Below are 22062 nucleotides of genomic sequence, written 5' to 3' on the forward strand. Positions count from 1 at the left end.
GGGTCCGTTTATCTGCCGCGTTCCTGTCCCTACACTGAGCCGCAATGTTGGCAGGTTGAAAAAGACGACACGACAGGAGGCAAGGGTGGAGATCCAGAGCAGTGCGCAGGCGGTGGGCGGACCCGAGCAGATTTATCTGGAGGGCCTGGGGGCTGGCCGGTTTCAGATCCAACGCTGCGCCGATTGCAGCCAGGCGGTGTTCTATCCCCGCTGCGTATGTCCCCATTGCGGCGGTGCGGCATTGGATTGGTTCAGTCCCACGGGGGAGGGCGTGGTGTACGCCAGCACCACCGTGTATCGCAACACGGAGCAGGGCGGCGACTACAACGTCTGCCTCGTTGATCTGCAGGAAGGCGTGCGGATGATGAGCCGTGTCGCGGAGATCGCGCCAGGGCATGTGCGGATCGGCATGCGCGTCAGCGCCAGAATCGTCGGGGACGGCGAGGCGGCGAAAGTGGTCTTCGTGCCTACGGGAGCAGATGCATGACGCTGCGCGATTTGAGAGGCAAGACCGCCGTGGTCGGCGTCGGGCAGGCCGGACTGGGCCAGGCCCGCGGTTATACCGAGCAGGAAGTGCTGGCGCAGGCCGCCATGGCTGCGATTGCGGACGCCGGCCTGAGCCTCAAGGACATAGACGGCATCACGACCTGCAGTTCCCTGTCGCCCATGTGGGCGATGTCTGTGGTCGAGTATCTCGGCATACGGCCGACCTTCCTGGACAGCACCATGATAGGCGGCTCCAGCTACGTGGCGCATCTGCTGCCCGCCATGCACGCGCTGGCGTCCGGGCAGTGCAACGCGGTCCTCGTCTGCTACGGCAGCACCCAGCGCACCGCCAAGTTCAACCGCGCCGATCTGACCCGCGCGCGGAAATCCCTCGACCCTCAGCCTTACGAAACACCCTATGACCCGCCCCTGCCGGTGGCGGCCTATGCGTTGGCCGCGAGCCGCCACATGCACCAGTACGGCACCACGCGCAAGCAGCTGTCGGAGGTCGCGGTCGCTGCGCGGAAATGGGCGCAGTTGAACCCCGAAGCCACCATGCGCGAGCCGCTATCGCTGGCGGACGTGGAGGCGGCTCGCCCGGTCTGCGCGCCCTTTACGGTGCGCGACTGCTGCATGGTCAGCGATGGCGCCGGCGCCTTCGTGCTGACCCGCTCGGACCGGGCCCGCGATTGCGCCAGGAAGCCGGTGTACGTGATGGGCAACGCGACCGCGGTGTGGAACCGGCAGGTTTCGTCCATGCATGACCTGACGGTGACGGCGGCGTTTGAATCGGGCAAGCGCTGCTACGAGATGGCCGGCGTGTCCGCGAAGGATATGGACCTGGCCATGCTGTACGACGCCTTCACCATCAACACCATCCTGTTCCTGGAAGACCTGGGCTTCTGCCAGAAGGGCGAGGGCGGCGCGTTCGTGGACGACGGTGGGATCGCGCCCGGCGGGCGGCTGGCGGTCAATACCAACGGCGGCGGCCTGTCCTGCGTGCATCCGGGCATGTACGGCGTGTTTCTCATGGTGGAGGCCGTCAGGCAGTTGCGCGGCGAGTGCGGCGAGCGCCAGTTGAAGGATCCGAACCTGGCCCTGGTGCATGGCAATGGCGGCACCTTGTCCAGTCAGTCCACCGCGATCCTGAGCGCGTTGCCTGCGCTCTGACCGTCCGATAAGTCTGCGGTGGAGGCGCCGTGAGCGCGTCTGCCGTCATGGGGTGAGCAATGTTGAACAAGATCGTGCCTTCCCTGGAGGAGGCCGTGGCCGGCGTGGCGGATGGCGCCACGCTATTGATTGGCGGATTCGGCGCATCCGGCGTGCCGACGGAACTGCTGCAGGCGCTGCTGGAGACCGGCGCGCGCGAACTGACCATCGTCAACAACAACGCGGGTAATGGCGAGCAGGGTTTGAGCCAGTTGATCCGCGCGGGCCGGGTGCGCAGGGTGATCTGCTCCTTCGCCCGTTCCTCGAATCCCGAGAAGCCCAATGCCGCCGCGTTCGGCGAATGGTATGCGGCGGGCAGGATCGAACTGGAGGTGGTGCCGCAAGGCACCTTGGCCGAACGCCTGCGCGCCGCCGGCGCGGGCATGGGACCTTTCTTCACGCCCACCGCCTATGGAACGCGGCTGGCGCAAGGCAAGGAAACGCGCTCCATCAATGGCCGGGGCTATGTGCTGGAAGAGCCGCTGCCTGGCGATGTGGCTTTCGTGAAGGCCCAGTACGGCGACTGCGCGGGCAATCTGACCTACCGCTACGCCAGCCGTAATTTCGGACCTGTGATGTGCATGGCCGCAAGGCTCACCGTGGCCCAGGTCGACCAGGTGGTGCCGCTGGGAGCGCTGGCGCCGGAGCAGGTCATGACGCCTGGAATCTTCGTTCAACGCATCGTCGAGTGTCCCAATGAGCATCAATAGGCTGTCCCGCGCGCGCATGGCGCAGATCGTCGCCGACGATATTCCACCCGCCTCGTACGTCAACCTGGGCATAGGCATGCCGACGTCGGTGGCGGATCACTTGAAGCCCGAGCGCGGCGTAGTGCTGCACAGCGAAAACGGCATCCTGGGCATGAAAGGCCTGCCGCCAGGCGCCGAGATCGACAGGGATCTGCTCAATGCCAGCAAGGAGCCCGTCGCGCTGGATATCGGGGCGTCGATCACCGATCACGTAGTGTCCTTTTCGATGATGCGCGGCGGCCATATCGATCTCACCGTGCTGGGCGCCTTCCAGGTATCGGCCGACGGCGACCTGGCCAACTGGGACACGGGGCGCGAAGACTCGATTCCGGCGGTCGGCGGGGCCATGGACCTGGTGGCGGGCGCCAAGCGCATCTTCGTGATGATGCAGCACATGGACCGCGACGGCCGGCCGAAGATCGTGCCCGTATGCACCTACCCCCTTACCGGCAAGGCCGTGGTCGATCGCATCTACAGCGATCTGGCAATTCTGGACATCACGCCAGGTGGCCTACGGGTGCGGGCGATGGTGCGGGGCCTGGATTTCGCGGAGTTGCAGGCACGGACCGCGGTGGACTTGACGCTAGACGAGGCGTGGATCGAACTGGCGCCCTGAGCCTCAGGCTGGCGCCGTCATGGGAGGAAGTAATGAGCTGGACGCAGGAGTTGGACGAGCTGGCACGCCGCAAGGAGTTTTCCCTGAGCATGGGGGGCGTGGACAAGGTGAAGCGTCAGCATGACGCGGGCAAGCTGGACATCCGCCAACGGATCGAACGGCTGGTCGACGGCGGCTCGTTCGTCGAGGTCGGCGGATTGGCCGGCAGCGGCGAGTATGACGCGCAGGGCCGCCTGGTCCATGTGATGCCCTCGAACGTGATCATGGGGCGCGCGGCGCTGGACCGCAAAAACGTCGTGGTCGTTGGCGACGACTTCACCGTGCGCGGCGGCGCGAACGACGGCGCCGTGGGCGACAAGATGATATTCGCCGAGCAGATGGCGTTCGACCTGCGCATTCCGCTGGTGCGCCTGATCGACGGCACGGGCGGCGGCGGGTCGGTCAAGAACATCGAGAAGATGGGGCATGCGCTGCTGCCGAAAATGAAGATCTGGGCCTATGTGGCGCGCAACCTGGCTCAGGTCCCGGTGGTGTCGCTGGCTCTTGGGTCGGTGGCGGGCCAAGGGGCTGCGCGCGTGGCGGGCAGCCACTATTCCGTCATGGTGAAGGACACGTCGCAGCTGTTCATCGCGGGTCCCCCGGTGGTGGCCAAGATCGGCCAGCATCTGGGCAAGAACGAACTCGGCGGAAGCGCCATCCACACCCGTAATGGCGTGGTCGACGACGAGGTGGGTTCCGAGGACGAGGCTTTCGCGGCCGCGCGGCGCTTCCTGTCGTACATGCCCGCCTCCGTGCACGATCTTGCGCCCAGGGGCGAGGTTCCGGCCGCGGCGGCGGAGCAGGAATGGCTGCGCACGGCCATTCCGAAGGACACGCGCAAGGTTTACAAGATCCGGCCCATACTGGAAACCTTGTTCGATCCCGGCAGCGTGTTCGAAATCGGCCGGCATTGGGGCAAGGCCATCGTGGGCGGGCTGGCTCGGGTGGATGGCTGGCCGGTGCTGTTCGCCGCCAGTAATCCTTATCACTATGGAGGCGGCTGGGACCGGCATACCGCCGAGAAATTCACTCGCCTGCTCGACCTGGCCGAGACCTTTCACCTGCCGGTGGTGAACCTGGTGGACATCGCGGGTTTCCAGATCGGCCTGGAAGCCGAGAAGGACGGCGTGATGCGCGCCGGCGTGAGAGCGCTGACGGCGGTCTCGCAGTCGACGGTGCCTTGGTTCTCGCTGATCATGCGGCGCGCTTTCGGCGTGGCCGCGGGCGGCCATCAGAATTCCAGCCGCTTCAACTTCCGCTATGCGTGGCCATCGGCGCAATGGGGTTCGCTGCCGATCGAGGGCGGCCTGGAGGTGGCGTACCGGTCCGAGATCGAGGCGGCCGCCGACCCAGAAGCCAAGCGCGCGGAGATCGAGGAAAGAGTGCGGGCCCTGACGTCCCCGTTCCGCAGCGCGGAAGCCTTCGTCATCGAGGACATCATCGATCCGGCCTGCACGCGCGCGCGCTTGGTCGAGTTCGCCAATCTGGCCGCGCCGCTGCGCCAGCCCGGCATGGTGGCCACCGGATACCGGCCCTGAGGGGATACAGATGAAGAAGATCCTGATTGCCAACCGGGGCACCGCCGCCGCGCGCATTCTGCGCGCCGTGAAGGCGCTGGGCCTGCAATCCGTGGCGGTGTACTCCGAGGCCGATGCTGACCTGCCATACGTGCGCCAAGCCGATGAAAGCTACTGCATCGGGCCTGCGCCTGCGCGGGCCAGTTATCTCAACCAGGACCTGCTGCTCGAGGTCATGGCGGGTTGTGGCGCCGACGCGCTGCATCCCGGCTACGGATTCCTGTCCGAGAACGCGCAGTTCGCGCGCCGGGTGGAAGCGGCGGGGCATTGCTTCATCGGACCTTCGTCCAGGTGGATCGATGTACTGGGCAACAAGGCGAGCGCGCGCGAGTTGATGCAACGGCACGGCTTGCAGGCAGGCGGCAGCACCGGCATCCTGCCTCGCGATGACCTGGTCGCGGTACGCCAGGCCGCCGGCGCGCTCGGGTATCCGGTGCTGATCAAGCCTGCGGGCGGCGGCGGGGGCATAGGCATGATCCCCGTCCACGATCCTCAGTCGCTGTCCGACAGCTGGGAACGGGCCAGCGGCATGGCGGAAAAGGCGTTCGCCAATCCCGCCCTGTACATGGAGCGATTCGTGCCATCGCCGCGGCATATCGAATTCCAGTTCCTGGCGGACAGGTTTGGCAATGTCCTGTCCCTGTTCGAACGGGACTGCTCCACCCAGCGCAGATACCAGAAGGTGATCGAGGAGGCGCCGGCGCCGGCCATCGACCGCCAGGCGGTCGCCGGCATGGCCGAGCGGCTGGCGGCCATCCTGGGAGAAATCGGCTACGACGTCATAGGCACGGTGGAGATGCTGTACACGCCGGACAGTGGCTTTTCGTTCCTCGAGGTCAACACGCGCCTGCAGGTCGAGCACGCCATCTCGGAAGCGGTCACCGGCGTGGACATCGTGCAGGCGCAGATCCGCCTGGCTGCGGGCGAAAAGCTGTCGTCGGTGATCGGCAGGCAACCGGCCGTGGCGGGGCATGCGATCGAGGCGCGCGTGTATGCCGAGGATCCCGTGCGTTTCCTGCCTTCGCCCGGCGTCCTGAAAACGTTCGAGTTACCGCCCTCCCGCCCAGGCCTACGGATAGAAACAGGCTACGCGCAGGGCAACCGGGTTTCCAGTCACTACGACCCCATGGTGGCGAAGGTCATCGCGCATGCAGGCGATCGCGCTGCCGCGATCCGGGAGTTGAGCGGTGCACTGGGCAGCATGCGGGTAGAGGGCATCAAGACCAACATTCCGATGATGCTTCAGGTGCTCGCGTCGGAGCGGTTCCAGGCCGGCACGATGACCGTCGACGGCTTGCAGGCAGTGATTTCAACAGAGTCGGTAAAGGAGCTGGCATGAAAAATATCGTTTCCAACGTCGCGGGCCGTGTGGTCGCGTGTTGCGTGGAAGAGGGCGCACGGATTCAGACGGGCGACGAGGCCTTCAAGGTCGAGTCCATGAAGATGGAGATTCCCGTGGAAAGCGAGGCAGCAGGCCGTATCGCCAAGATTCTGGTGGCGGTTGGCGATGAAGTGGAGGAAGGGCAGGATCTTGCTGTGCTGGATTGAGGCGGACCGCCTCTGAACCTGGATAAAAGAGCGAGGAGACTATGTTCAAGACAATCAAAAAAGACGCGTCCGGAGCTTCTGCGCGCAAGCGTCCCCTGAAGTTCCTGGCATTGCTGGGACTGGCGGCCCTGCTGGGCGCTGGCGCGGCGGGCGCGCAGACGGCGCAGGGCTTTCCCAACAAGCCGGTGACGATAAACGTGCCGTTCTCGGCGGGCGGCACGACCGATATCCTGGCGCGCGTGATAGGCCAGCGCCTGAGCGAACGCTGGGGCGTTTCCGTGGTGGTCGAGAACAAGCCCGGCGCGGGCGGCAACATCGGCACCGCGCAGGTGGCGCGCGCGGCGCCGGACGGCTACACGCTGGTGATGGGCACGATAGGCACGCACGCCATCAACCCCAGTCTCTACAAATCCATGCCCTACGACGCGATCAAGGACTTCGCGCCGATCACGCGTACCGCCATGGTGCCGAACGCCCTGGTGGTGCCCAAGAATGCGCCGTACGACACCGTGAAGGAGCTGATCGCCTACGGCCGCGCCCACCCGGGCAAGCTCACCTTTGGCTCTTCCGGACACGGAAGCACGCTGCACATGTCAGGCGAGACGTTCAAGATGATGACCGGCGTCGACATGGTGCACGTGCCCTACAAGGGCAGCACGCCGGCAGTGACGGATCTGCTGGGCGGCCAGATCTCCATGATTTTCGACAACCTGCCTTCGGCGCTACCGCACATCAAGGCGGGCCGGCTGAAGGTGCTGGCAGTGACCTCGGCTCAGCGTAGTGACCAGCTACCCGATGTGCCCACCGTGGCGGAGGCGGGCGTGCCCGGCTACGAGGTCGTGTCGTGGTTCGGCCTGTGGGCGCCCGCGAAGACGCCGGACGACGTCGTGTCGGAGATCAACAAGCAGGTGGTCGCCATCATCCAGACACCCGACATGCAGAAGCAGATCCGCGACCAGGGAGCGATGCCCAATCCCGATACGCCCGCGGAGTTCGCCGCCTTTATCGGCAGCGAAGGCAGGAAGTGGGCCGAGGTGGTGCGCCGCGCCAACGTAACGACCGAGTAGGTAATCGACAGCATTGGGCCTGCCGCAGACAGCCGGCGGGCCCGTTTTGAGGAGACATGGGCATGGAACGCATGATGGAAGGCAAGGTGGCGGTGGTGACCGGAGCCGGAGGCGGCATCGGCCGCGAGATCGCTTTGCAACTGGCGGCCGAGGGCGCCAAGGTCGTGGTCAACGATATCGGGGTTGCGCTCAATGGCGATGACCTGTCGGCCGCGGTGGCGCCCGCGGACGCAGTCGTCGCCGAGATCCGCGGCGCGGGCGGGACGGCCGTCGCCAACTTCGATTCGGTCGCGACGCACGCGTCCGCCAACGCCATCATCCAGTGCGCCATGGATCACTTCGGACGCATCGATGGCGTGGTCAACAACGCGGGCAACCTGCGCGACCGCTCCTTTCACAAGATGAGCGAGGAAGAATGGCGGGCCGTCATTGCGGTGCATCTGGATGGCACATTCTTCGTCAGCAGGGCGGCGGCCACGCACTTCCGCGAACAGGAGAGCGGCACGATGGTGCACATGACCTCGACGTCGGGGCTGATCGGCAACTACGGCCAGGCCAACTACGGAGCGGCCAAGCTGGGCATCGTGGCCTTGTCCAAGATGATTGCGCTGGACATGGGCCGCTATGGCGTGCGCTCCAACTGCATCGCCCCGTCAGCCTGGAGCCGCATGACCAGTTCCATCCCCACCGATACGCCGCAGCAGCGGGACCGCGTGGAAAAACTCAAGAAGATGGAAGCCGGCAAGATTGCGCCGATGGCCGTGTACTTGCTCAGCGATGCCGCGCGAGAGGTCAGCGGTCAGATATTCGCGGTGCGTGCCAACGAGATCATGTTGATGAGCCAACCACGTCCCATGCGTTCCGTGCACTTCAGCGAGGGCTGGACGCCGCAGCGCATTGCCGAGGTCGCCATTCCGGCGATGCAGAAGCACTTCTATCCGCTGGAGCGCTCGCCCGACGTGATGAGCTGGGATCCGATCTGACCCGGACGTCATGGTCATGGATGTGTTTTCGGGACCAAGGAGAAGAACGTCATGCGCTTGAGCCATGAACAACTGTTGAACTATGAACTGCCGGAAATCAGGCAGCGCTACACCGAGCGGGATGTCATGCTGTACGCGCTATCGGTGGGCCTGGGGCAGGATCCCGTGAATGAGTCCGACCTGGCCTATGTGGGCAGGCGGCACGATCCGCTCGTGCTGCCCTACATGGCCGTGGTGCTTGGCTATCCGGGTTTCTGGCTGGATGCGCCCGATATCGGGGCCGATACGGTGCGCTTGCTGCACGGCGAGCAGGGAATGGAACTGTTCCATCCCATACCCGCCGCCGGCGAACTGACAGGCAAGACCCGCGTGGTGGAGGTTGTCGACAAGGGCGAGAAGGGCCTGTTGCTGTATTCCGAGAAAACCTTGACGGATACCGGTACGGGACTGCTCATCGCGCGGACTTCCGCCACCCACGTGCTCAGGGGCGATGGCGGCATGGCGAATGCCGGCAGGCTGGCGCGCCCAGCGCACGCCATGCCCGACGGGCCGCCGGACTGGACCGTGCAGGCGCGCACCCGGCCCGAGCAGGCGCTGGTGTATCGCCTCAACGGCGACTACAACCCGCTGCACTGCGATCCGCAGGTCGCCCAGGCAGCCGGCTTTCCCCGCCCCATACTGCACGGCCTGTGCACGTTTGGCCTGGTGTCGCACACCGTCGCCAAGCAGCTGCAGCCTGCGGGCAATGGGGCGGTGCGTTCCGTGTCGCTGCGATTTTCCGGGCCGATGTACCCCGGCGAGACGCTGAGCATAGACGTCTGGGGGGACGGCTCCTTCCGGGCGAAGGTCGTCGAGCGCGACGCAATCGTTATCGACAATGGGGTGTTGCGGGTCGCCTAGCGCCTTGTAGGGCGGGGCGCGTCGGAACTGTTGCCCTGAGGGACGAGCATTTGCGCGCCGCAAAATGGAAGAGCGCCCCAGCTCAAGGTGAGTCTGAGGCGCTCCTGCCCGGCTTCGCACGCGATGGGTGTCAGACAGCCCGGCAACTCAAATCTACTGCTGAGCCATAGGTCGGGCAATAGGGAAAACCCTTGAATATTAAAGGGTTACAAGATTCATGTCGTTTTGCGCGGTGGCCAGCCTGCGCCGGCCGCTGCTGTCCGTGAACTGTCAACGAACCCGTGATCACTTTATCCGCCTCGGCATCCGCGAATAGCGACGCCGGGGGCGGACGCCGACACTGAAGCCTGTCTTCACAGTGCCGGAGAACGGATATGTCAGGGTTGCGCAAGCGTCAGTCGGGACAGGGTATGACGGAATACGTGGTGGTCGTGGCTTTGGTCGCGGTGGCGGCCATCGCGGTGTATCAGTACTTCGGCCAGGTGGTGCGATCGCAGACCGCCGCCATGGCGCGTGAACTGGCCGGCGAAGACGGCGGTGCGCAGAGCCGCGCGGCACAACAGGCGGCGCAAAAGGCGGCGGCGCAGACCAAGGCCCGTTCACTCAAATCCTTCACCGGCAATGCCACGGATGCGAAGTGAACACGCGTTCTTGCGCACCGCTTGCCCACCAGCGCGGCCAGGCGCTGGTCCTGGGCCTGTTGATGGCCGCGGTGGGAGGCATGTCCCTGGTCGTGCTGTACAACTTGGGGCAAACCGTGGGAGCGCGGCAGCGGCTGACGCATGCCGCGGACGCGGCCGCCTACAGCGGGGCGCTGGAGCAAGCGCGCGCGCTCAACGCCCTGGCCTATATCAACCGCACACAGATCGCGCATCAGGTCGCCATGGCGCATCTGGTCACGCTGGCTGCATCGGCGCAGTATGCCCGCACCATGCAGTCGCAGCGCGATCGGCGCAATCCGCCCGCAGGCCTGATCGCCATGTTGTTCGGCCCCGATGTGGGGGCAGCCTACCAAACGGTGCGGGCCGTGCCCGAGGCCGAGCAGAGACTCGCGTCCGCGTTTGGCGAGCATGACAGGGTGGTTCACCAGGTCCTGGAGGCTGCCGCGGCGTCCGCTGTCGCAGGTTTGGCGGCTTCGCGTGAGCGCATCATGAAGAAGGTGCTGTTTGCCAATCTGTCGGACGATGCGCCGTCGCCCGGCGTCGATGTTGCGCATGTCCGGGGCGCAAGCCTGCGGCTGTTGACCGATGAATGGCCTGGGTTCGTGGGGCGTCGTCTGGCCACACGCGAGGCGGGTTTGCGGCCGGCCGTCGAGCAGGCGGCGGCACGCTATGGCTTTCTCGACCGCCGCAGCGCCACGCGCCGCAATCCGTGGATGGTGCATCCGCTATGCCCTTTGTATCGCCACGAGTTGCGGCGCCGGGGTTCCACCTGGTTGGGGCCGGATGGACGGTGGGGCGCTCTCGATACCCAGTCCTTCCATGCGCTGCGTTTCAATCGCTGGAGAGGCTGCTACTTCCGCGAATACGCCATGGGCTGGGGCACGGCGCAAGGCCAGAAGATCAAGGCGCCCGAAGGCTTGACATATGTGGAAGAGCCGCCGTTCGATTTTTCCGAGCAGGATTTCTGGCGCTGGGTGGAGCTGTTGGCCAGATGGGATCTGCTCGACGACGTCACCAATCCGTTGGCCAACTCGTACGCCATGGCAGCCGTTCAGCGCTGGCCGGGGCGGGGTCTGCCAGCTTATCGCGACATCGCCTTGCCACGCAGCAGCAGTCCCCTGCGTTTCGCGGTGGCCGTCGGGCTTGCCGGTTCATCCTTGAAAACCACGAATGGCGACAGCGCAGTCCGCACGCCCTTGGGGGCGTTCCGCTATGGCGCGCTGGGACCGGAAGACGCCGTCACCGTCACTTCTGCGGCGGAAACCTACTTTGCGCGGCCGGAACGGCGGGCCGATGGCCGTGATGAACTTGCCACGCTTTTCCGCCCTTACTGGCAGGCGCGCTTGTCCGCCGTCAGCGCCGCAGAGGCCGCGCAGGCAAGGCGGGTGCCATGAACCGGATTCCCGCGCGCCAGCAAGGGCAGGCTCTGGTCGAAGCGTTGCTGATGCTGCCGCTGCTGGCCCTGCTGCTTTGGGCAGCGTCCTGGATTGGCGGATTGCAGTTCACGGCGCAGGAAATGGCGCAGGCCAGCCGCAAGACCGCGATGGCCGGCGCCTTGGGACAACCCGTGCGGAATTCGTCCGTACCCGGCGGCATGGCGCTCTCGGGCAGGGCCAGCGCGTTATCGGGTATCGCGCCGGCACAGGTCAAGGCCTTGCAGGACGAATGGTTCGGCGCGGATCTGAAACTGCTGTCGGTAACGGCAAGCGCTGCGCGCTTCGATCGGGATAGCGCGGCCTGGTTGCGCATCGCCCGCCGCACGCATGTGGCAAGCGGCGCCGGCTATGCGCACGGCGATACCGACACGCAGCGCAGGATCGGCCGGGCGCCTACATCCTGGAACAGGGCGGAACGAGCCTCCCTGGCCGAGGCCCGACGCTTGAAGCCTGTTGTCGATCGCCTGGACGGACCCTGGCGCAGGCCCGGCCTGTCGCTGGACTGGTTGTCCGAATGGGCGGATGTGGTGCCCGGGGAGCGGCTTGTCAGCCGCAAGGGAGCGGGCAAATGATCGGACTGCGCTGGTCTGCGTCTCTTGCCGGTTCGGCCCTGCCGAGGGACGACGGCCGGCGAAACTTGGCCATGGCAAAGACGCTGCGCCTATTGATGGCCGGCGCCCTGGCTGTCGCGGCGGTAGGGGGGCGCAATGTCGCGGCAGCTCAGGATCTTGCGACGGGCGGCGGGGAGTTCGGGGGCGGCGGCAGAAACCGGCCAGGCGTTGCTGCGCTGGAGGCATTGCGTCTTCCGGCAGGTTCGCGTCGCGGATTGTTGGCGGAGAGCATCTGGCTGCATGGAATCCCGGCGCGCGTGTTGGTATTCGATGCGCCGCTCAGCACGCCGGAGCTGATCCGCTATCTGTCCGCCCAGCAGCCGGCCTTGGCCAATCTCAACGTGTTTTCCGGCCAGGCCATCCTCTCAGGGCAGGTGGGGCAGGAGCAATGGGTCGTCCACCTTGAAGGCCTGGGCTCGCGTCGGACAGCCGGCAGCATTTCAGCGGTCAGCCTGCTGGCTGCGCCTGACAGCGCTACCCCTGCCTGGCTGCCCGCCGGGGGGCGTCTCAGATTGGACGTTGCTTTGACGGAGGAGGGCGTGCGCGTTTCCGAGCGAATCTGGCAATACGCGCAGCCCCCGGGACAGTTGGCTGCGCAGCTGGAGGAACGTCTGCTTCAGAACGGCTGGCGTCGCCTGCCCATCTCCGAGGATTCGGCGCATTGGTGGGTCCGCTCTGGCTCGCGCATGCGGCTGTCGCTGGTGCCGTTGGACGGCGGCAGCGGGCTTCTGGTCAGCGGAAGAGCGCCATGACGAACTGGATCACCCAGGTCGTGCCGCGCCTGCGCCGTATGGGCGTGTATGCCATTGCGCTGATCGCGGGTCTGGTATCCGCGTGGGCGGTGCGGGAACACGTGCAGCAGCGGGTCCAGGCGCTGGAGGCGGAGGCGCGCACGCCGATGGTCAGCCGGCTGGTCGCGGCGTACGACCTGCCCGCTGGCACGCAACTCGAAGAGGTGCACCTGGCCGTGCGCGAGATTCCGCAGCCTTGGGTGTCCCGGGCCAGCATCGATCCCCTGGATCTTTCCAGCCTGCTTGGCGCCACCTTGCTCGCCGATGTCGCCAATGGCGAGCCCTTGCTGCGGGGACACTTGACGTTCAGTCCTCCGGCCCCTGCCTTGGCGTCCCGCTTGCGCAGCGGGCAACGCGCGCTGACGGTGGCGGCGACGGACCTGGGCGGCTTGGCGGATGTATTGCGCGTGGGCGATGCCATCGATATCTACGTGAGTTTTTCGCATCGGCAGCGGGAGCTGACGGTGCCTCTCTTGCAAGGCATGCGTGTGCTGATGGTGGGGGGCGACGCCGAAGGTGAAAGCAAGGGCGGCAATATCACCTTGGCCGCAACGCCGGATGAGGCCATGCGATTCGTGGCGGCGCGGCAGAGCGGGGCGCTGACAGCGATGTTGCGCCATCGCGACGATGCCGCAGTGGTCAGCGGTGCAGCGCAGGGCGACCTTGCTTCGCTGGTCGGACTGGACCAGGAACCCCGGAATGCGCCGGGTGTGGCCATCCTGTACGGAGACAGGCTGGACCCCTCGGCAGGCGCAGGAGCAATGGATGTGGAAAGTGCAGTCGCGGCTCGACTTCAACGGGAGCGGCCATGAGACGCGTCGTCGTCAGGATGCTTGCCTGCGTGCTCTGGCTGGCCAGTCCCGCAGTGCGCGCGGAGGATGAGGCAATCGAACTTCAGGTGGGTGAAACGCGGATTCTGTCGCACCCCGGGGTCAAGCGCGTGGCGATAGGCAATGGCCAGGTAATCGGCGCCATCGAGGCCGAAGGGCGCGAGGTCGTGGTCTTTGCCCGTGCCGAGGGTGTTTCGTCCTTGCACGTCTGGGCGAATGGCGGGCGCGCCAAGGCCTATGAACTGAGGGTCGTGCCGGCCGGAGCGCCGCGTCTGCGCGCGGAGGTCGAGGCCTTGCTTGCCCGCATTCCCGGCGCGCGCAGTACCGAGGTGGGCGGCCGCATCCTGATCGAAGGCGACGACCTGTCCGACGATGACCGATTGCGCATCACGGCCCTGGCGGACCGCTATCCCGCCGTACTGGACTTTACCGGGCAAGTGGGCTGGGATCGCATGGTGCAGCTGGATGTGCAGGTCGTGGAAATCCCCACCTCAAGGCTGAGGGATCTGGGCGTGCGCTGGGACGGGCTGTCCCAAGGCGGCATCAACGCCGGCCTGGCCTGGGATGCGGGGTCGCGGGGGCGGATGAACCGTCCGGGCGAAGGGATCATAGAAACAGTGGGTCCGGTCTCTTCGGCGGCTGGCTATTTCGGCGTCAATGCGCTGCTGTCGTCCCGGATAGCGATGTTGGCGCAAAGCGGGGAGGCCGTCATGCTGGCTCAACCTCAACTGCTTGCGCGCAGCGGGGCCAGCGCCACCTTCCTGGCCGGTGGAGAGGTTCCCTACGCGTCGACCGACACGCGCGGCAACTCGACCACGATGTTCAAGCCCTATGGCGTCATGCTCAGGATCACCCCTCGCATCGACCGCAACGGGGTCATCCGATCCTTGATCGAGGTAGAAGCGAGTTCGGTGGACAACGCGCTGAGCGTGCCGGGCGGACCGGCGTTGCGTACGCGCCGCGCATCCACCGAGTTCAACGTGCGCTCCGGCGATACCCTGGTCATCGGTGGCTTCCTGTCGCGCGAGCGGGACGAGACCAGCGACGGTCTGCCATGGCTGAAAGACATCCCGGTCCTGGGAGCCTTGTTTTCGTCCCGGCGCTATCAATTGCGGGAAACCGAACTCGCCATATTCGTGACGCCCAAACTCATTACGCAGGCCGAGCCCGCCATGGCAGACCGGGTGCGGCGAGGACGTGGCGTACTTGAAGCGGCTTTTCCCGTGCCGCCTCGCCTGGGCACCGCCGTGCCTGCCGCGGCAGGGTGGGATGCCCACGCCGGCGCCGGTTCGCAATGGGGCTCGCCGCAAGACGGCGCGCCGATTTTTTCTTCGGAGACTCGGCCATGATCGACGTGGAAATGTTGTTCGAGGACGCCTCCGTGCACAGATCCACGGTGGCTGCTCCCGTGTTGATCGGAAGGGGCGCGCATTGCGGCGTGCGCATCGTGAACTGGAGGGTGGGGCGCCAGCACGCCCGCCTGTCGCGCGAAGCGGTCGGGATCGTGCTCGAAGACCTGGGCACGTTGGGCGGAACCCTGGTGAACGGGACGCGGATCGTGCGCCACGCGCCGGTGTTGCCCGACGACGAAATACTGATCGGGCCCTGCCGGCTGCGGATGTCGTTGGCGGACGTCCCGGAGCGCGCCGGGGGATCGGGCGGTGCGGCGGCTGGCGGCGCGGCTCGCGACACGGCTGCCGTGCAGGAATCGCCGATGTTGCCCGCGGCCTCGACGCCAATGCCGGTTCTGCCGCTGCCAAATCCGCTGCAGGAGCGCCGGCGCCTGCATGCGGCGCTGCTGGCGGCGCTGGATCTGCGCCGCCTTGACGTGGCGGGCATGAGCGACAGCATGCTGCGCGCCGAGGCCGAACGGCTGTTGACGCACATCGTCGCCACGGACACCGACTTGCCGCCCGGGGCGGACCGGGCCGCGCTTTGCCGCGAGGTGCTCGACGAAGCGGTCGGCCTGGGGCCGCTGGAGCCCTTGCTCGCCGCTGCCGACATCACAGAGATCATGGTCAACCGCCACGACGAGATCTATGTCGAACGTGCCGGCCGCTTGTCGCGCCATCAGGCGACCTTTACCAGCGAGCAATCGCTGCGCTGGGTCATCGAGCGCATCGTCACGCCCCTGGGACGACGCATCGACGAAAGTTCTCCCATGGTGGATGCGCGCCTGGCTGACGGGTCCCGGGTGCACGCCATCATTCCGCCGGTCGCTCTCAGGGGCGCCAGCCTGACCATACGCAAGTTTCCGCAGCGGCGCCCCGGAATGTCCGATCTGATCTCTGCGGGTTCGCTGAGCGGCGCCATGGCGCAATTCCTGGCGCTCTGCGTGAGGATGCGCAGGAATCTGGTGGTATCCGGAGGCACCGGGGCGGGAAAGACGACGTTGCTCAACATCCTGTCCAACGAGATTCCCGACGGTGAGCGCGTGGTGACCATCGAGGATGCGGCGGAGCTGCGCCTGAACCACGATCATCTGGTGGCGCTGGAGGCGCGTCCGGCCAACCAGGAGGGGCGCGGACGCATCGACATTCGCGAGCTCGTGCGCAACGCATTGCGCATGCGGCCAGACCGGATCGTCGTGGGCGAGTGCCGCGGGGCGGAGGCATTCGACATGTTGACCGCCATGAACACCGGGCACGAAGGCTCCCTGACGACGCTGCATGCCAACTCGCCGCGCGACGCGCTGGGGCGCCTGGAATCGATGATTCTGATGGCGGGACTCGATCTGCCTCTGGTTGCGGTGCGCGAACATATCGCAGCCAGCGTGGACATCGTGGTGCAGCAGGCGAGGCTGGGCGACGGGCGCCGCGTCGTGACGTCGATAGCGGAGATCACGGGCATGGAAAGCGGACGCATACAGCTCCAGGATCTGTTCCGCTACGACCGCGTGCGCGGCTTCACCGGCTGCGGGGCCTTGCCCGGCTTCATGCGCGAATGGACGCAGGTCGAGGAGGCCTTCGATCCCGCCTGGTTCTCCAACACCGAGCAGGCGGCGCCGGGGACCGCTGTCTTTGCGCAAGGAACGGCATGATCTGGCTATCTGCGGGGGCCGCCATGGTATGCGTGCTGCTACTGGCGTGGCGTGCTCAACACTGGTTTGCGCCGGCGCTGCGCCGCTACCGCGAGGTCTACACGCAGGAGGCGGGCCTGCGTCTGAGCGAGGTGTTTTTGTTCATAGACCCAGCCCAATTGTGGGCAGGCGCGGTGGCTTGCGCGGCGATGGCGGCGGCACTGGCCTTCGCCGCGACGGGCAGCGGCTTTGTCGCCACCGTCGCTGCGGCGCTTGCTTCGCACCTGCCTCGGACGCTGGTGAATGCGTTGCGGCGCCGGCGTGCCCGGCGGTTCGAGCAACAACTGCCGATGGCGCTGTTGATGCTCGCCTCTGCCTTGCGCGCGGGGGTGGCATTGACCACAGGCCTGCGCCATGTCGTCGAGCAGAGCAGCGCGCCCTTGGCTCAGGAGTTGGGCCTGATGTTGCGTGAACAGCGCATGGGAGTGCCATGGGACAGCGCGCTTGAGAACCTGCGTGGCCGCATGCCGGCCGATTCGACCGCGCTCGTCGTAGCGGCCATGCGCATTGCGGCGCAGACGGGCGGCAACCTGGCGGAGGCGCTGGAGAGTATCGCGCAGACCTTGCGCGCCCGCCTGCAGTTGCAGGCGAAGCTGCAGGCGCTGACCTCGCAAGGACGCATGCAGGCCTGGATCGTGGGGGCTTTGCCTTTGCTGCTGCTTGCCGTGCTCGACCGCCTGGAGCCGGAAATCATGGGCTTGCTGTGGCATACGCCCGTGGGTTGGGGCGTGTTGGCCATCGTGGCGGTACTGGAGACCGCGGGCATGCTGCTGATCCGGCGCATTGTCCGGATCGATATCTGACGGGAGCAGATGCGATGTGGCTGTACTTGAGCCTGTTGACGGCCGCGCTGGCCGCGGGATGGCTGGCGTGGGTGGTTTTGAAGCCGTTGTCGTTGGATAGCGAGGGCGCTTCGTCTGCCTTGCCTTGGTGGTGGCGAGCGGCCTGGCCCTGGATTTCGGCGGTGGCGCCCGTGGCGGGGCCTTTATGTTCCTGGCGTTGGCGCATACGGCTGACTCGCGCCATCGAGCGGGCGGCATTGCCCGCCGGCATCAGCTACGCGCATGTCGCGGCGCTGTGCTGGAGTGCGGCCGCGGCTGCCGGAGGGGTGACGGCGGCGGCAGCCATCCTTCTGGCGCAATCGCCATCCTGGGAGTGGATTCCTTGGATGGTAGCGTCCGCGCTGGCGGCAGGCGCCGCGCCCGGGCTTTGGCTGCGCAGTCTGGGCCGCAATCGGCGGCGCAGCATCGAACGCGACTTGCCTTTCGTGTTCGACATGATGACTTTGTGCGTGGAGGCGGGGCTGAGCGTGCACGGGGCATTGCAGATGGCAGCCCAGAGCGGGCCGGAGGGCATACTGCGGGATGCCCTGGCCGACGCATTGGCGGAGATGCGTGCGGGAGTCTCCAGGACCGCGGCGATCAAGGCCTTGGCGGAACGCAGCAATAGCCCGCTTGCGCGCAATTGGGCGGCCGCCCTGGCGCAGGCCGAAGCACTTGGGATAAGCCTGGGGCCAGTGTTGCGCGCACAGGCGGCGCAAGCCCGCAGCGATCGCCACGTGCGGGCGGAACAGCTGGCGATGCAGGCTCCGGTAAAGATGCTGCTGCCGCTGATCGGCTGCATCTTCCCCTGCACGTTCATCGTGCTGGCCTTTCCGGTGATGGTGCAATTGCTGCAGAGCGTGCAATGACTGGCGGCCAGCCGCCGGCGCCGCGCAGCGGACTCAGGCTGCTCAAAGTCGCCAGCTGCTACGGCCGCGCGCGGGGCCTGCTGGGACGCAAGCCGCCTGGGCCGCGGTCCGGCATCTTGTTGATGCCTTGCGCCGCGGTGCATACCTTTGGCATGCGCTATGCCATCGACGTGGCATTCATATCGCGGCAGGGAAGGGTGCTTGCGGTGCGCAGGGCGCTGGCGCCCTGCCGCGTGGCGTCATGCCTGGGCGCCGTTGCCGTCGTCGAGATGCGCGCTGGCGTTCTCGATACCGAACACGGAGGTATAGGCAGGATAGAAGCTGCAGTACAGCACGCCACCCGCGGCGATATTGAACGGAATCTGCAGCGTGCCGGCAAGCTGGGGTGACAGACCGATGGCGACCAGGAGGCCGGCGCAGAGGTCAATGAAAAGAAACACCAGGATCCAGGTGGCGCCGTAGACCAGGAAAGGCAGTTTGTTGCGCCAGCAGGCGATGCCGGAGAAGAACAGGGCCTGGATCAGCCGCAGCCCATGCCAGGCGACCAGGACGGGAGCGTGCCAGAACAGTGCGGCGATTATGACGTACACGATCGCGAACAAGGTCAGCGGAACGGCCATGGCAGACAGGATGGGTTCCATGGACTTTTCCACGGAGGCAATGCGCATGCCTTCGACCATCGCGTCCGTGAACGGCAGGAAGATGATCAGGCCGGTCGCAATGCAGAGCGCTGCGTACAGCAACCCCATCAGGAACAGTTTCCGGAACACGCCGGGCTGCTTGAGCGGCTTGGCCCACATCGAGGGCAGCATGATGCGGTCGGCTTCGACGTGCTTGCACGCCGATAGCGTCATCAGCGTGATGATGGGCATCAGCGCCACCACCAATATGGGGCCGACCGGCGGCGTCGCCGTGGCGAAGATGACCAGGAGGCTGATGGCCATGGCCCAGGTGAACATGGCCAGTGGTTGCTTGCGGAACAGACGGAAACCGTCTCGGACCCATTGCCAGCCGGATGTCGCGGGGAGGAATGCTGCTTGCATGGCTATTTAAAGGGGGTGATCTCTCAAAAAGGGACGTGCTAGCCCCATTATGGGGGGAGCAACGGTTACGGCAATATTGGCAGGCCCGGGCGGTGGCGCGCTTGCAACACTCTTTCGAAATGCCGGGGGTCGTGCGGTTTGAGGGTCTGAGCCGGCCGCGGCAGGAAAAAGTCGTACAGGCGCGATATCCAGAAGCGCAGCGCGGCGGCGCGCAGCATCAGCGGCCAGGCCTCGCGTTCCGCATCGGTGAACGGGCGCACGGCCGCATAGGCCGTCAGCCAGGACTCGACCAGTTCGGGCACGAATTCGCCGGTGTCGCGGTCGATGCACCAGTCGTTGACGCTTACCGCCACGTCGAACAGCCAGGTGTCGCAGCCGGCGAAGTAGAAGTCGATGATGCCGCCCATGAGCGGATCCTCGAAGGTGCCGGCGAACAGGACGTTGTCCCGGAACAGGTCGCAGTGGGCCGGACCGGTCTGCAAGGCCTGCCAGGCCGGCGTCGCGGCTGCGGCTTGCTGGTCGGCCAGCTCTGACGACAGCAGCTGAGCCTGCGCCGGTTCCAGGAAGGGCATGACCTTGGGGGCCGTTTCCAGCCACCAGGACAGTCCGCGCAGGTTGGGCTGGTGCAGCGGAAAGTCGCGTCCGGCCAGGTGGGCGCGGGCCAGCGTGGCGCCGGCCAGGGCGCAATGGGCGGCGCCGGGCGCGGGTTCGTAGCCGCCCGGCAGGCGCGAAACAATGGCGCAGGGCTTGCCGTGCAGGGTGGTCAGGCGGGTGCCGTCGCGCAGCGTCTGGGGCCGGGGCACGGGAATGCCGCGCTCGGCCAGGTGGTACATCAGTTCGATGTAGAACGGCAGTTGGGCCTGCGTCAGCACCTCGAACAGCGTCAGCACATACTCGCCGCGGGTCGTGTACAGGAAGTAGTTGGTATTCTCGATACCCGCCGTAATCCCCCGAAGCGAGACAAACTCGCCCAGATCGAAATGCGCCAGTAGGGCGCGAGCGTCGTCGTCGGAGACAGGGGTGAATACGGCCATTGATGTGCGGGATTTAGGGGTTGACGGGCGCGCGTGCAAGCCTGTTTCGGCTGCGGCGGCGCAATTTTAGACCACATGGCGGATCAGTCCGTCCGCCATCCGGCGGAGCGGACGCAGCCGCCTGCCAGACACAAAGCCGCCAAGCACCGTAAAATACCGCATCCCCTTGTTTTGTAGAGTGATTCTTGGACTCCCCCGACTGGCGGCTGTGCGTCGCCCCGATGATCGATGTGACCGACCGCCATTGCCGTTATTTCCACCGGCTGCTGGCGCCGCGCGCACGCTTGTACACGGAAATGATTACCACCGGCGCGTTGCTGCACGGCAATGTCGAGCGGCACCTGGACTTTGACGAGGCCGAGCATCCCGTGGCCCTGCAATTGGGCGGCAGCGAACCCGACGCGCTCGCGCATTCGGCCAGGCTGGGCAAAAAATGGGGTTACGACGAGATCAACCTGAATTGCGGTTGCCCGTCGGAACGGGTGCAGAAGGGCGCGTTCGGCGCCTGCCTGATGGCGGAACCGGCCCTGGTGGCCGATTGCATGAAGGCCATGCAGGACGCCGTGGATATCCCGGTCACCGTCAAACACCGGCTTGGCCTGGATTATGACGAGTCCTACGCGTTTGTCCGTGATTTCGTCGGCAAGATCTACGACACCGGCTGCCGGGTGTTCATCGCCCATGCCCGCAATGCGGTACTGAAGGGTCTGACGCCCAAGGACAACCGCGAGATTCCGCCTCTGCGCTATGACGTGGTGCGCCAATTGAAGCGCGACTTTCCGGATTGCACGTTCGTGCTCAACGGCGGTCTGGCCGACGCCGAGCAGTCCGTGCGCGCCGCGGGCGACTTCGATGGTGTCATGCTGGGCCGGGCTGCCTGGCACACGCCGCGGGTGCTGTCCGAGGTGTCTCTGCAGCTATGGCCGTCGCTGCGGTTGCCCAGTGATGCGCAGGTGGTGGACGCGATGATGGGATACGCAACGCGGCAGGTCGCGCGGGGCGTGCCCCTGCGGGTGATGACGCGGCCCATGCTGGGGCTGGTGAACGGCCAGTCCGGTGCGCGCCGTTGGCGTCGCATGTTGTCCGATCCGGCGTTGCTGGCCGCGAACAACCCTGAACTGATCTATGACGCCTGGCGCAGCCAGCGGCATGCGCCGGATATGCGCGGCGCCGCGATCGAAGCGGCGCCGGCTGGGGTTTGACTGGGGGCCAGCAGCGCTGGCCGCGGGCTCAGGACTTGGCCGGTTCGGCGCTTTCCGTGGGCCAGTCGCGGATATAGGCCTTCAGCATGTTGTTTTCGAACTGCTGGGCCGCGACGATGGCCTGGGCCATGTCGTAGAACGAAATGACGCCCATCAAGGTGGGGCCATCCATGACCGGGATGTAGCGCGCGTGCTTTTCGAGCATCAGGCGCTGCACTTCGTCGGCGCTGGTGTTGGGGGACACGCTGACCGGGGCATCGTCCATGATGGAGCGGATGGTGGTGTCGCCGGCGCCGCCATGCGCATGCATGTGGCGGATGATCTCGCGGAACGTGAGCATGCCGGTCAGCGTCCCGAATTCCATGATCACCAGAGAGCCTATGTCCTGCTCGCTCATTGTTTGCACGGCCTGGGACACAGGCATGTCGGGCGACGCCGTATAGAGCGTATCGCCCTTGACGCGCAAAATCTCGCTGACCTTCAACATCGGTTCCTCCTGGGCGGACTGCG

23 protein-coding genes and 1 pseudogene are annotated in these 22062 nt (G+C 66.1%); 21 read left to right on the forward strand and 3 right to left on the reverse strand.

All coding sequences use genetic code 11. The features are described 5' to 3' along the window. The first annotated feature begins 85 nt into the window (after positions 1-85). The 20 genes and pseudogenes from ACM1PE_RS06460 to ACM1PE_RS06555 all read left to right on the forward strand — a co-directional run. Positions 86-487 carry a Zn-ribbon domain-containing OB-fold protein gene (locus ACM1PE_RS06460; protein WP_419342707.1) on the forward strand — a complete coding sequence of 134 codons (402 nt, stop codon included), beginning with the start codon at positions 86-88 and terminating at the stop codon, positions 485-487. Then, complete coding sequence (locus tag ACM1PE_RS06465) at positions 484-1656, forward strand: thiolase (RefSeq protein ID WP_059378977.1); 1173 nt, start codon at positions 484-486, stop codon at positions 1654-1656. The genes ACM1PE_RS06460 and ACM1PE_RS06465 overlap by 4 nt, the downstream gene beginning before the upstream one ends. 59 nt (positions 1657-1715) lie before the next feature. Further along, the gene (locus tag ACM1PE_RS06470; RefSeq protein WP_059378978.1) at positions 1716-2405 is read left to right on the forward strand and encodes a 3-oxoacid CoA-transferase subunit A; all 690 of its coding nucleotides are present in this window, start codon (positions 1716-1718) and stop codon (positions 2403-2405) included. Then, complete coding sequence (locus ACM1PE_RS06475; protein ID WP_419342710.1) at positions 2392-3060, forward strand: 3-oxoacid CoA-transferase subunit B; 669 nt, start codon at positions 2392-2394, stop codon at positions 3058-3060. Before ACM1PE_RS06470 ends, ACM1PE_RS06475 begins: the two co-directional genes overlap by 14 nt. Positions 3061-3092: 32 nt before the next feature. Next, positions 3093-4637: an acyl-CoA carboxylase subunit beta gene (locus ACM1PE_RS06480; protein ID WP_059378980.1), complete on the forward strand. Its 1545-nt coding sequence runs from the start codon at positions 3093-3095 to the stop codon at positions 4635-4637. A gap of 10 nt (positions 4638-4647) precedes the next feature. Beyond that, positions 4648-6015, forward strand: coding sequence for an acetyl-CoA carboxylase biotin carboxylase subunit (locus ACM1PE_RS06485; protein WP_419342711.1), 1368 nt, complete (start codon positions 4648-4650; stop codon positions 6013-6015). Beyond that, positions 6012-6224 carry an acetyl-CoA carboxylase biotin carboxyl carrier protein subunit gene (locus ACM1PE_RS06490; RefSeq protein ID WP_419342713.1) on the forward strand — a complete coding sequence of 71 codons (213 nt, stop codon included), beginning with the start codon at positions 6012-6014 and terminating at the stop codon, positions 6222-6224. The genes ACM1PE_RS06485 and ACM1PE_RS06490 overlap by 4 nt, the downstream gene beginning before the upstream one ends. Positions 6225-6265: 41 nt before the next feature. Next, entirely contained in the window at positions 6266-7291 is a 1026-nt protein-coding gene (locus tag ACM1PE_RS06495; RefSeq protein WP_419342715.1) for a Bug family tripartite tricarboxylate transporter substrate binding protein, read from the forward strand. A gap of 62 nt (positions 7292-7353) precedes the next feature. Further along, positions 7354-8274, forward strand: a complete 921-nt coding sequence (locus ACM1PE_RS06500) for an SDR family NAD(P)-dependent oxidoreductase (protein ID WP_419342717.1) — start codon at positions 7354-7356, stop codon at positions 8272-8274. A gap of 51 nt (positions 8275-8325) precedes the next feature. Next, a complete protein-coding gene (locus tag ACM1PE_RS06505; protein WP_059378984.1) occupies positions 8326-9174 on the forward strand; it encodes a MaoC/PaaZ C-terminal domain-containing protein in 849 nt (282 codons plus the stop codon). A 374-nt stretch (positions 9175-9548) separates the two neighbouring features. Continuing rightward, positions 9549-9815: a hypothetical protein gene (locus ACM1PE_RS06510; protein WP_054458606.1), complete on the forward strand. Its 267-nt coding sequence runs from the start codon at positions 9549-9551 to the stop codon at positions 9813-9815. Then, positions 9812-11230, forward strand: coding sequence for a pilus assembly protein TadG-related protein (locus ACM1PE_RS06515; protein WP_419342719.1), 1419 nt, complete (start codon positions 9812-9814; stop codon positions 11228-11230). Before ACM1PE_RS06510 ends, ACM1PE_RS06515 begins: the two co-directional genes overlap by 4 nt. Beyond that, the gene (locus tag ACM1PE_RS06520; protein WP_280016195.1) at positions 11227-11844 is read left to right on the forward strand and encodes a pilus assembly protein; all 618 of its coding nucleotides are present in this window, start codon (positions 11227-11229) and stop codon (positions 11842-11844) included. The genes ACM1PE_RS06515 and ACM1PE_RS06520 overlap by 4 nt, the downstream gene beginning before the upstream one ends. A gap of 71 nt (positions 11845-11915) precedes the next feature. Next, positions 11916-12635: a hypothetical protein gene (locus ACM1PE_RS06525; RefSeq protein WP_419342721.1), complete on the forward strand. Its 720-nt coding sequence runs from the start codon at positions 11916-11918 to the stop codon at positions 12633-12635. Beyond that, positions 12632-13486: a Flp pilus assembly protein CpaB gene (gene cpaB / locus ACM1PE_RS06530; RefSeq protein ID WP_059378989.1), complete on the forward strand. Its 855-nt coding sequence runs from the start codon at positions 12632-12634 to the stop codon at positions 13484-13486. Before ACM1PE_RS06525 ends, cpaB begins: the two co-directional genes overlap by 4 nt. Next, the gene (locus ACM1PE_RS06535; RefSeq protein WP_373428988.1) at positions 13483-14853 is read left to right on the forward strand and encodes a type II and III secretion system protein family protein; all 1371 of its coding nucleotides are present in this window, start codon (positions 13483-13485) and stop codon (positions 14851-14853) included. The genes cpaB and ACM1PE_RS06535 overlap by 4 nt, the downstream gene beginning before the upstream one ends. Beyond that, positions 14850-16544, forward strand: a complete 1695-nt coding sequence (locus ACM1PE_RS06540) for an ATPase, T2SS/T4P/T4SS family (RefSeq protein ID WP_419342723.1) — start codon at positions 14850-14852, stop codon at positions 16542-16544. Before ACM1PE_RS06535 ends, ACM1PE_RS06540 begins: the two co-directional genes overlap by 4 nt. Then, a complete protein-coding gene (locus ACM1PE_RS06545; RefSeq protein ID WP_251876996.1) occupies positions 16541-17386 on the forward strand; it encodes a type II secretion system F family protein in 846 nt (281 codons plus the stop codon). Before ACM1PE_RS06540 ends, ACM1PE_RS06545 begins: the two co-directional genes overlap by 4 nt. A gap of 14 nt (positions 17387-17400) precedes the next feature. Beyond that, the gene (locus tag ACM1PE_RS06550) at positions 17401-18273 is read left to right on the forward strand and encodes a type II secretion system F family protein (RefSeq protein WP_118933149.1); all 873 of its coding nucleotides are present in this window, start codon (positions 17401-17403) and stop codon (positions 18271-18273) included. Positions 18274-18395: 122 nt separating this feature from the next. Next, positions 18396-18506 (forward strand): annotated as a pseudogene (locus tag ACM1PE_RS06555) (DUF192 domain-containing protein); the annotation flags it as partial. 6 nt (positions 18507-18512) lie between these two features. Here the strand turns inward: ACM1PE_RS06555 and ACM1PE_RS06560 are convergent. Next, entirely contained in the window at positions 18513-19316 is an 804-nt protein-coding gene (locus ACM1PE_RS06560; protein ID WP_059378995.1) for a BPSS1780 family membrane protein, read from the reverse strand. A 65-nt stretch (positions 19317-19381) separates the two neighbouring features. Beyond that, positions 19382-20350: a homoserine kinase gene (locus ACM1PE_RS06565; RefSeq protein WP_419342726.1), complete on the reverse strand. Its 969-nt coding sequence runs from the start codon at positions 20348-20350 to the stop codon at positions 19382-19384. Between the two features lie 185 nt (positions 20351-20535). Between ACM1PE_RS06565 and dusA the strand changes: the two genes are divergently transcribed. Then, entirely contained in the window at positions 20536-21552 is a 1017-nt protein-coding gene (gene dusA, locus ACM1PE_RS06570; protein WP_082401337.1) for a tRNA dihydrouridine(20/20a) synthase DusA, read from the forward strand. A gap of 28 nt (positions 21553-21580) precedes the next feature. On the opposite strand, the gene ACM1PE_RS06575 is transcribed toward dusA, so the two are convergent. Then, complete coding sequence (locus ACM1PE_RS06575; RefSeq protein WP_054458582.1) at positions 21581-22039, reverse strand: CBS domain-containing protein; 459 nt, start codon at positions 22037-22039, stop codon at positions 21581-21583. Between the last annotated feature and the right edge of the window lie 23 nt (positions 22040-22062).

The sequence above is a fragment of the Achromobacter sp. PD1 genome, from assembly GCF_048541815.1.
GTDB classification, from domain to species: domain Bacteria; phylum Pseudomonadota; class Gammaproteobacteria; order Burkholderiales; family Burkholderiaceae_B; genus Achromobacter; species Achromobacter bronchisepticus_A.

What these genes read in the sequence shown, in the direction of transcription:
- ACM1PE_RS06465 (WP_059378977.1), top strand. Translation starts at nt 484, where the DNA reads ATGACGCTGCGCGATTTGAGAGGCAAGACCGCCGTGGTCGGCGTCGGG.
- ACM1PE_RS06470 (WP_059378978.1), top strand. Translation starts at nt 1,716, where the DNA reads ATGTTGAACAAGATCGTGCCTTCCCTGGAGGAGGCCGTGGCCGGCGTG.
- ACM1PE_RS06475 (WP_419342710.1), top strand. Translation starts at nt 2,392, where the DNA reads ATGAGCATCAATAGGCTGTCCCGCGCGCGCATGGCGCAGATCGTCGCC.
- ACM1PE_RS06480 (WP_059378980.1), top strand. Translation starts at nt 3,093, where the DNA reads ATGAGCTGGACGCAGGAGTTGGACGAGCTGGCACGCCGCAAGGAGTTT.
- ACM1PE_RS06485 (WP_419342711.1), top strand. Translation starts at nt 4,648, where the DNA reads ATGAAGAAGATCCTGATTGCCAACCGGGGCACCGCCGCCGCGCGCATT.
- ACM1PE_RS06490 (WP_419342713.1), top strand. Translation starts at nt 6,012, where the DNA reads ATGAAAAATATCGTTTCCAACGTCGCGGGCCGTGTGGTCGCGTGTTGC.
- ACM1PE_RS06495 (WP_419342715.1), top strand. Translation starts at nt 6,266, where the DNA reads ATGTTCAAGACAATCAAAAAAGACGCGTCCGGAGCTTCTGCGCGCAAG.
- ACM1PE_RS06500 (WP_419342717.1), top strand. Translation starts at nt 7,354, where the DNA reads ATGGAACGCATGATGGAAGGCAAGGTGGCGGTGGTGACCGGAGCCGGA.
- ACM1PE_RS06505 (WP_059378984.1), top strand. Translation starts at nt 8,326, where the DNA reads ATGCGCTTGAGCCATGAACAACTGTTGAACTATGAACTGCCGGAAATC.
- ACM1PE_RS06510 (WP_054458606.1), top strand. Translation starts at nt 9,549, where the DNA reads ATGTCAGGGTTGCGCAAGCGTCAGTCGGGACAGGGTATGACGGAATAC.
- ACM1PE_RS06520 (WP_280016195.1), top strand. Translation starts at nt 11,227, where the DNA reads ATGAACCGGATTCCCGCGCGCCAGCAAGGGCAGGCTCTGGTCGAAGCG.
- ACM1PE_RS06525 (WP_419342721.1), top strand. Translation starts at nt 11,916, where the DNA reads ATGGCAAAGACGCTGCGCCTATTGATGGCCGGCGCCCTGGCTGTCGCG.
- cpaB (WP_059378989.1), top strand. Translation starts at nt 12,632, where the DNA reads ATGACGAACTGGATCACCCAGGTCGTGCCGCGCCTGCGCCGTATGGGC.
- ACM1PE_RS06535 (WP_373428988.1), top strand. Translation starts at nt 13,483, where the DNA reads ATGAGACGCGTCGTCGTCAGGATGCTTGCCTGCGTGCTCTGGCTGGCC.
- ACM1PE_RS06540 (WP_419342723.1), top strand. Translation starts at nt 14,850, where the DNA reads ATGATCGACGTGGAAATGTTGTTCGAGGACGCCTCCGTGCACAGATCC.
- ACM1PE_RS06545 (WP_251876996.1), top strand. Translation starts at nt 16,541, where the DNA reads ATGATCTGGCTATCTGCGGGGGCCGCCATGGTATGCGTGCTGCTACTG.
- ACM1PE_RS06550 (WP_118933149.1), top strand. Translation starts at nt 17,401, where the DNA reads ATGTGGCTGTACTTGAGCCTGTTGACGGCCGCGCTGGCCGCGGGATGG.
- ACM1PE_RS06560 (WP_059378995.1), bottom strand. Translation starts at nt 19,316, where the DNA reads ATGCAAGCAGCATTCCTCCCCGCGACATCCGGCTGGCAATGGGTCCGA.
- ACM1PE_RS06565 (WP_419342726.1), bottom strand. Translation starts at nt 20,350, where the DNA reads ATGGCCGTATTCACCCCTGTCTCCGACGACGACGCTCGCGCCCTACTG.
- ACM1PE_RS06575 (WP_054458582.1), bottom strand. Translation starts at nt 22,039, where the DNA reads ATGTTGAAGGTCAGCGAGATTTTGCGCGTCAAGGGCGATACGCTCTAT.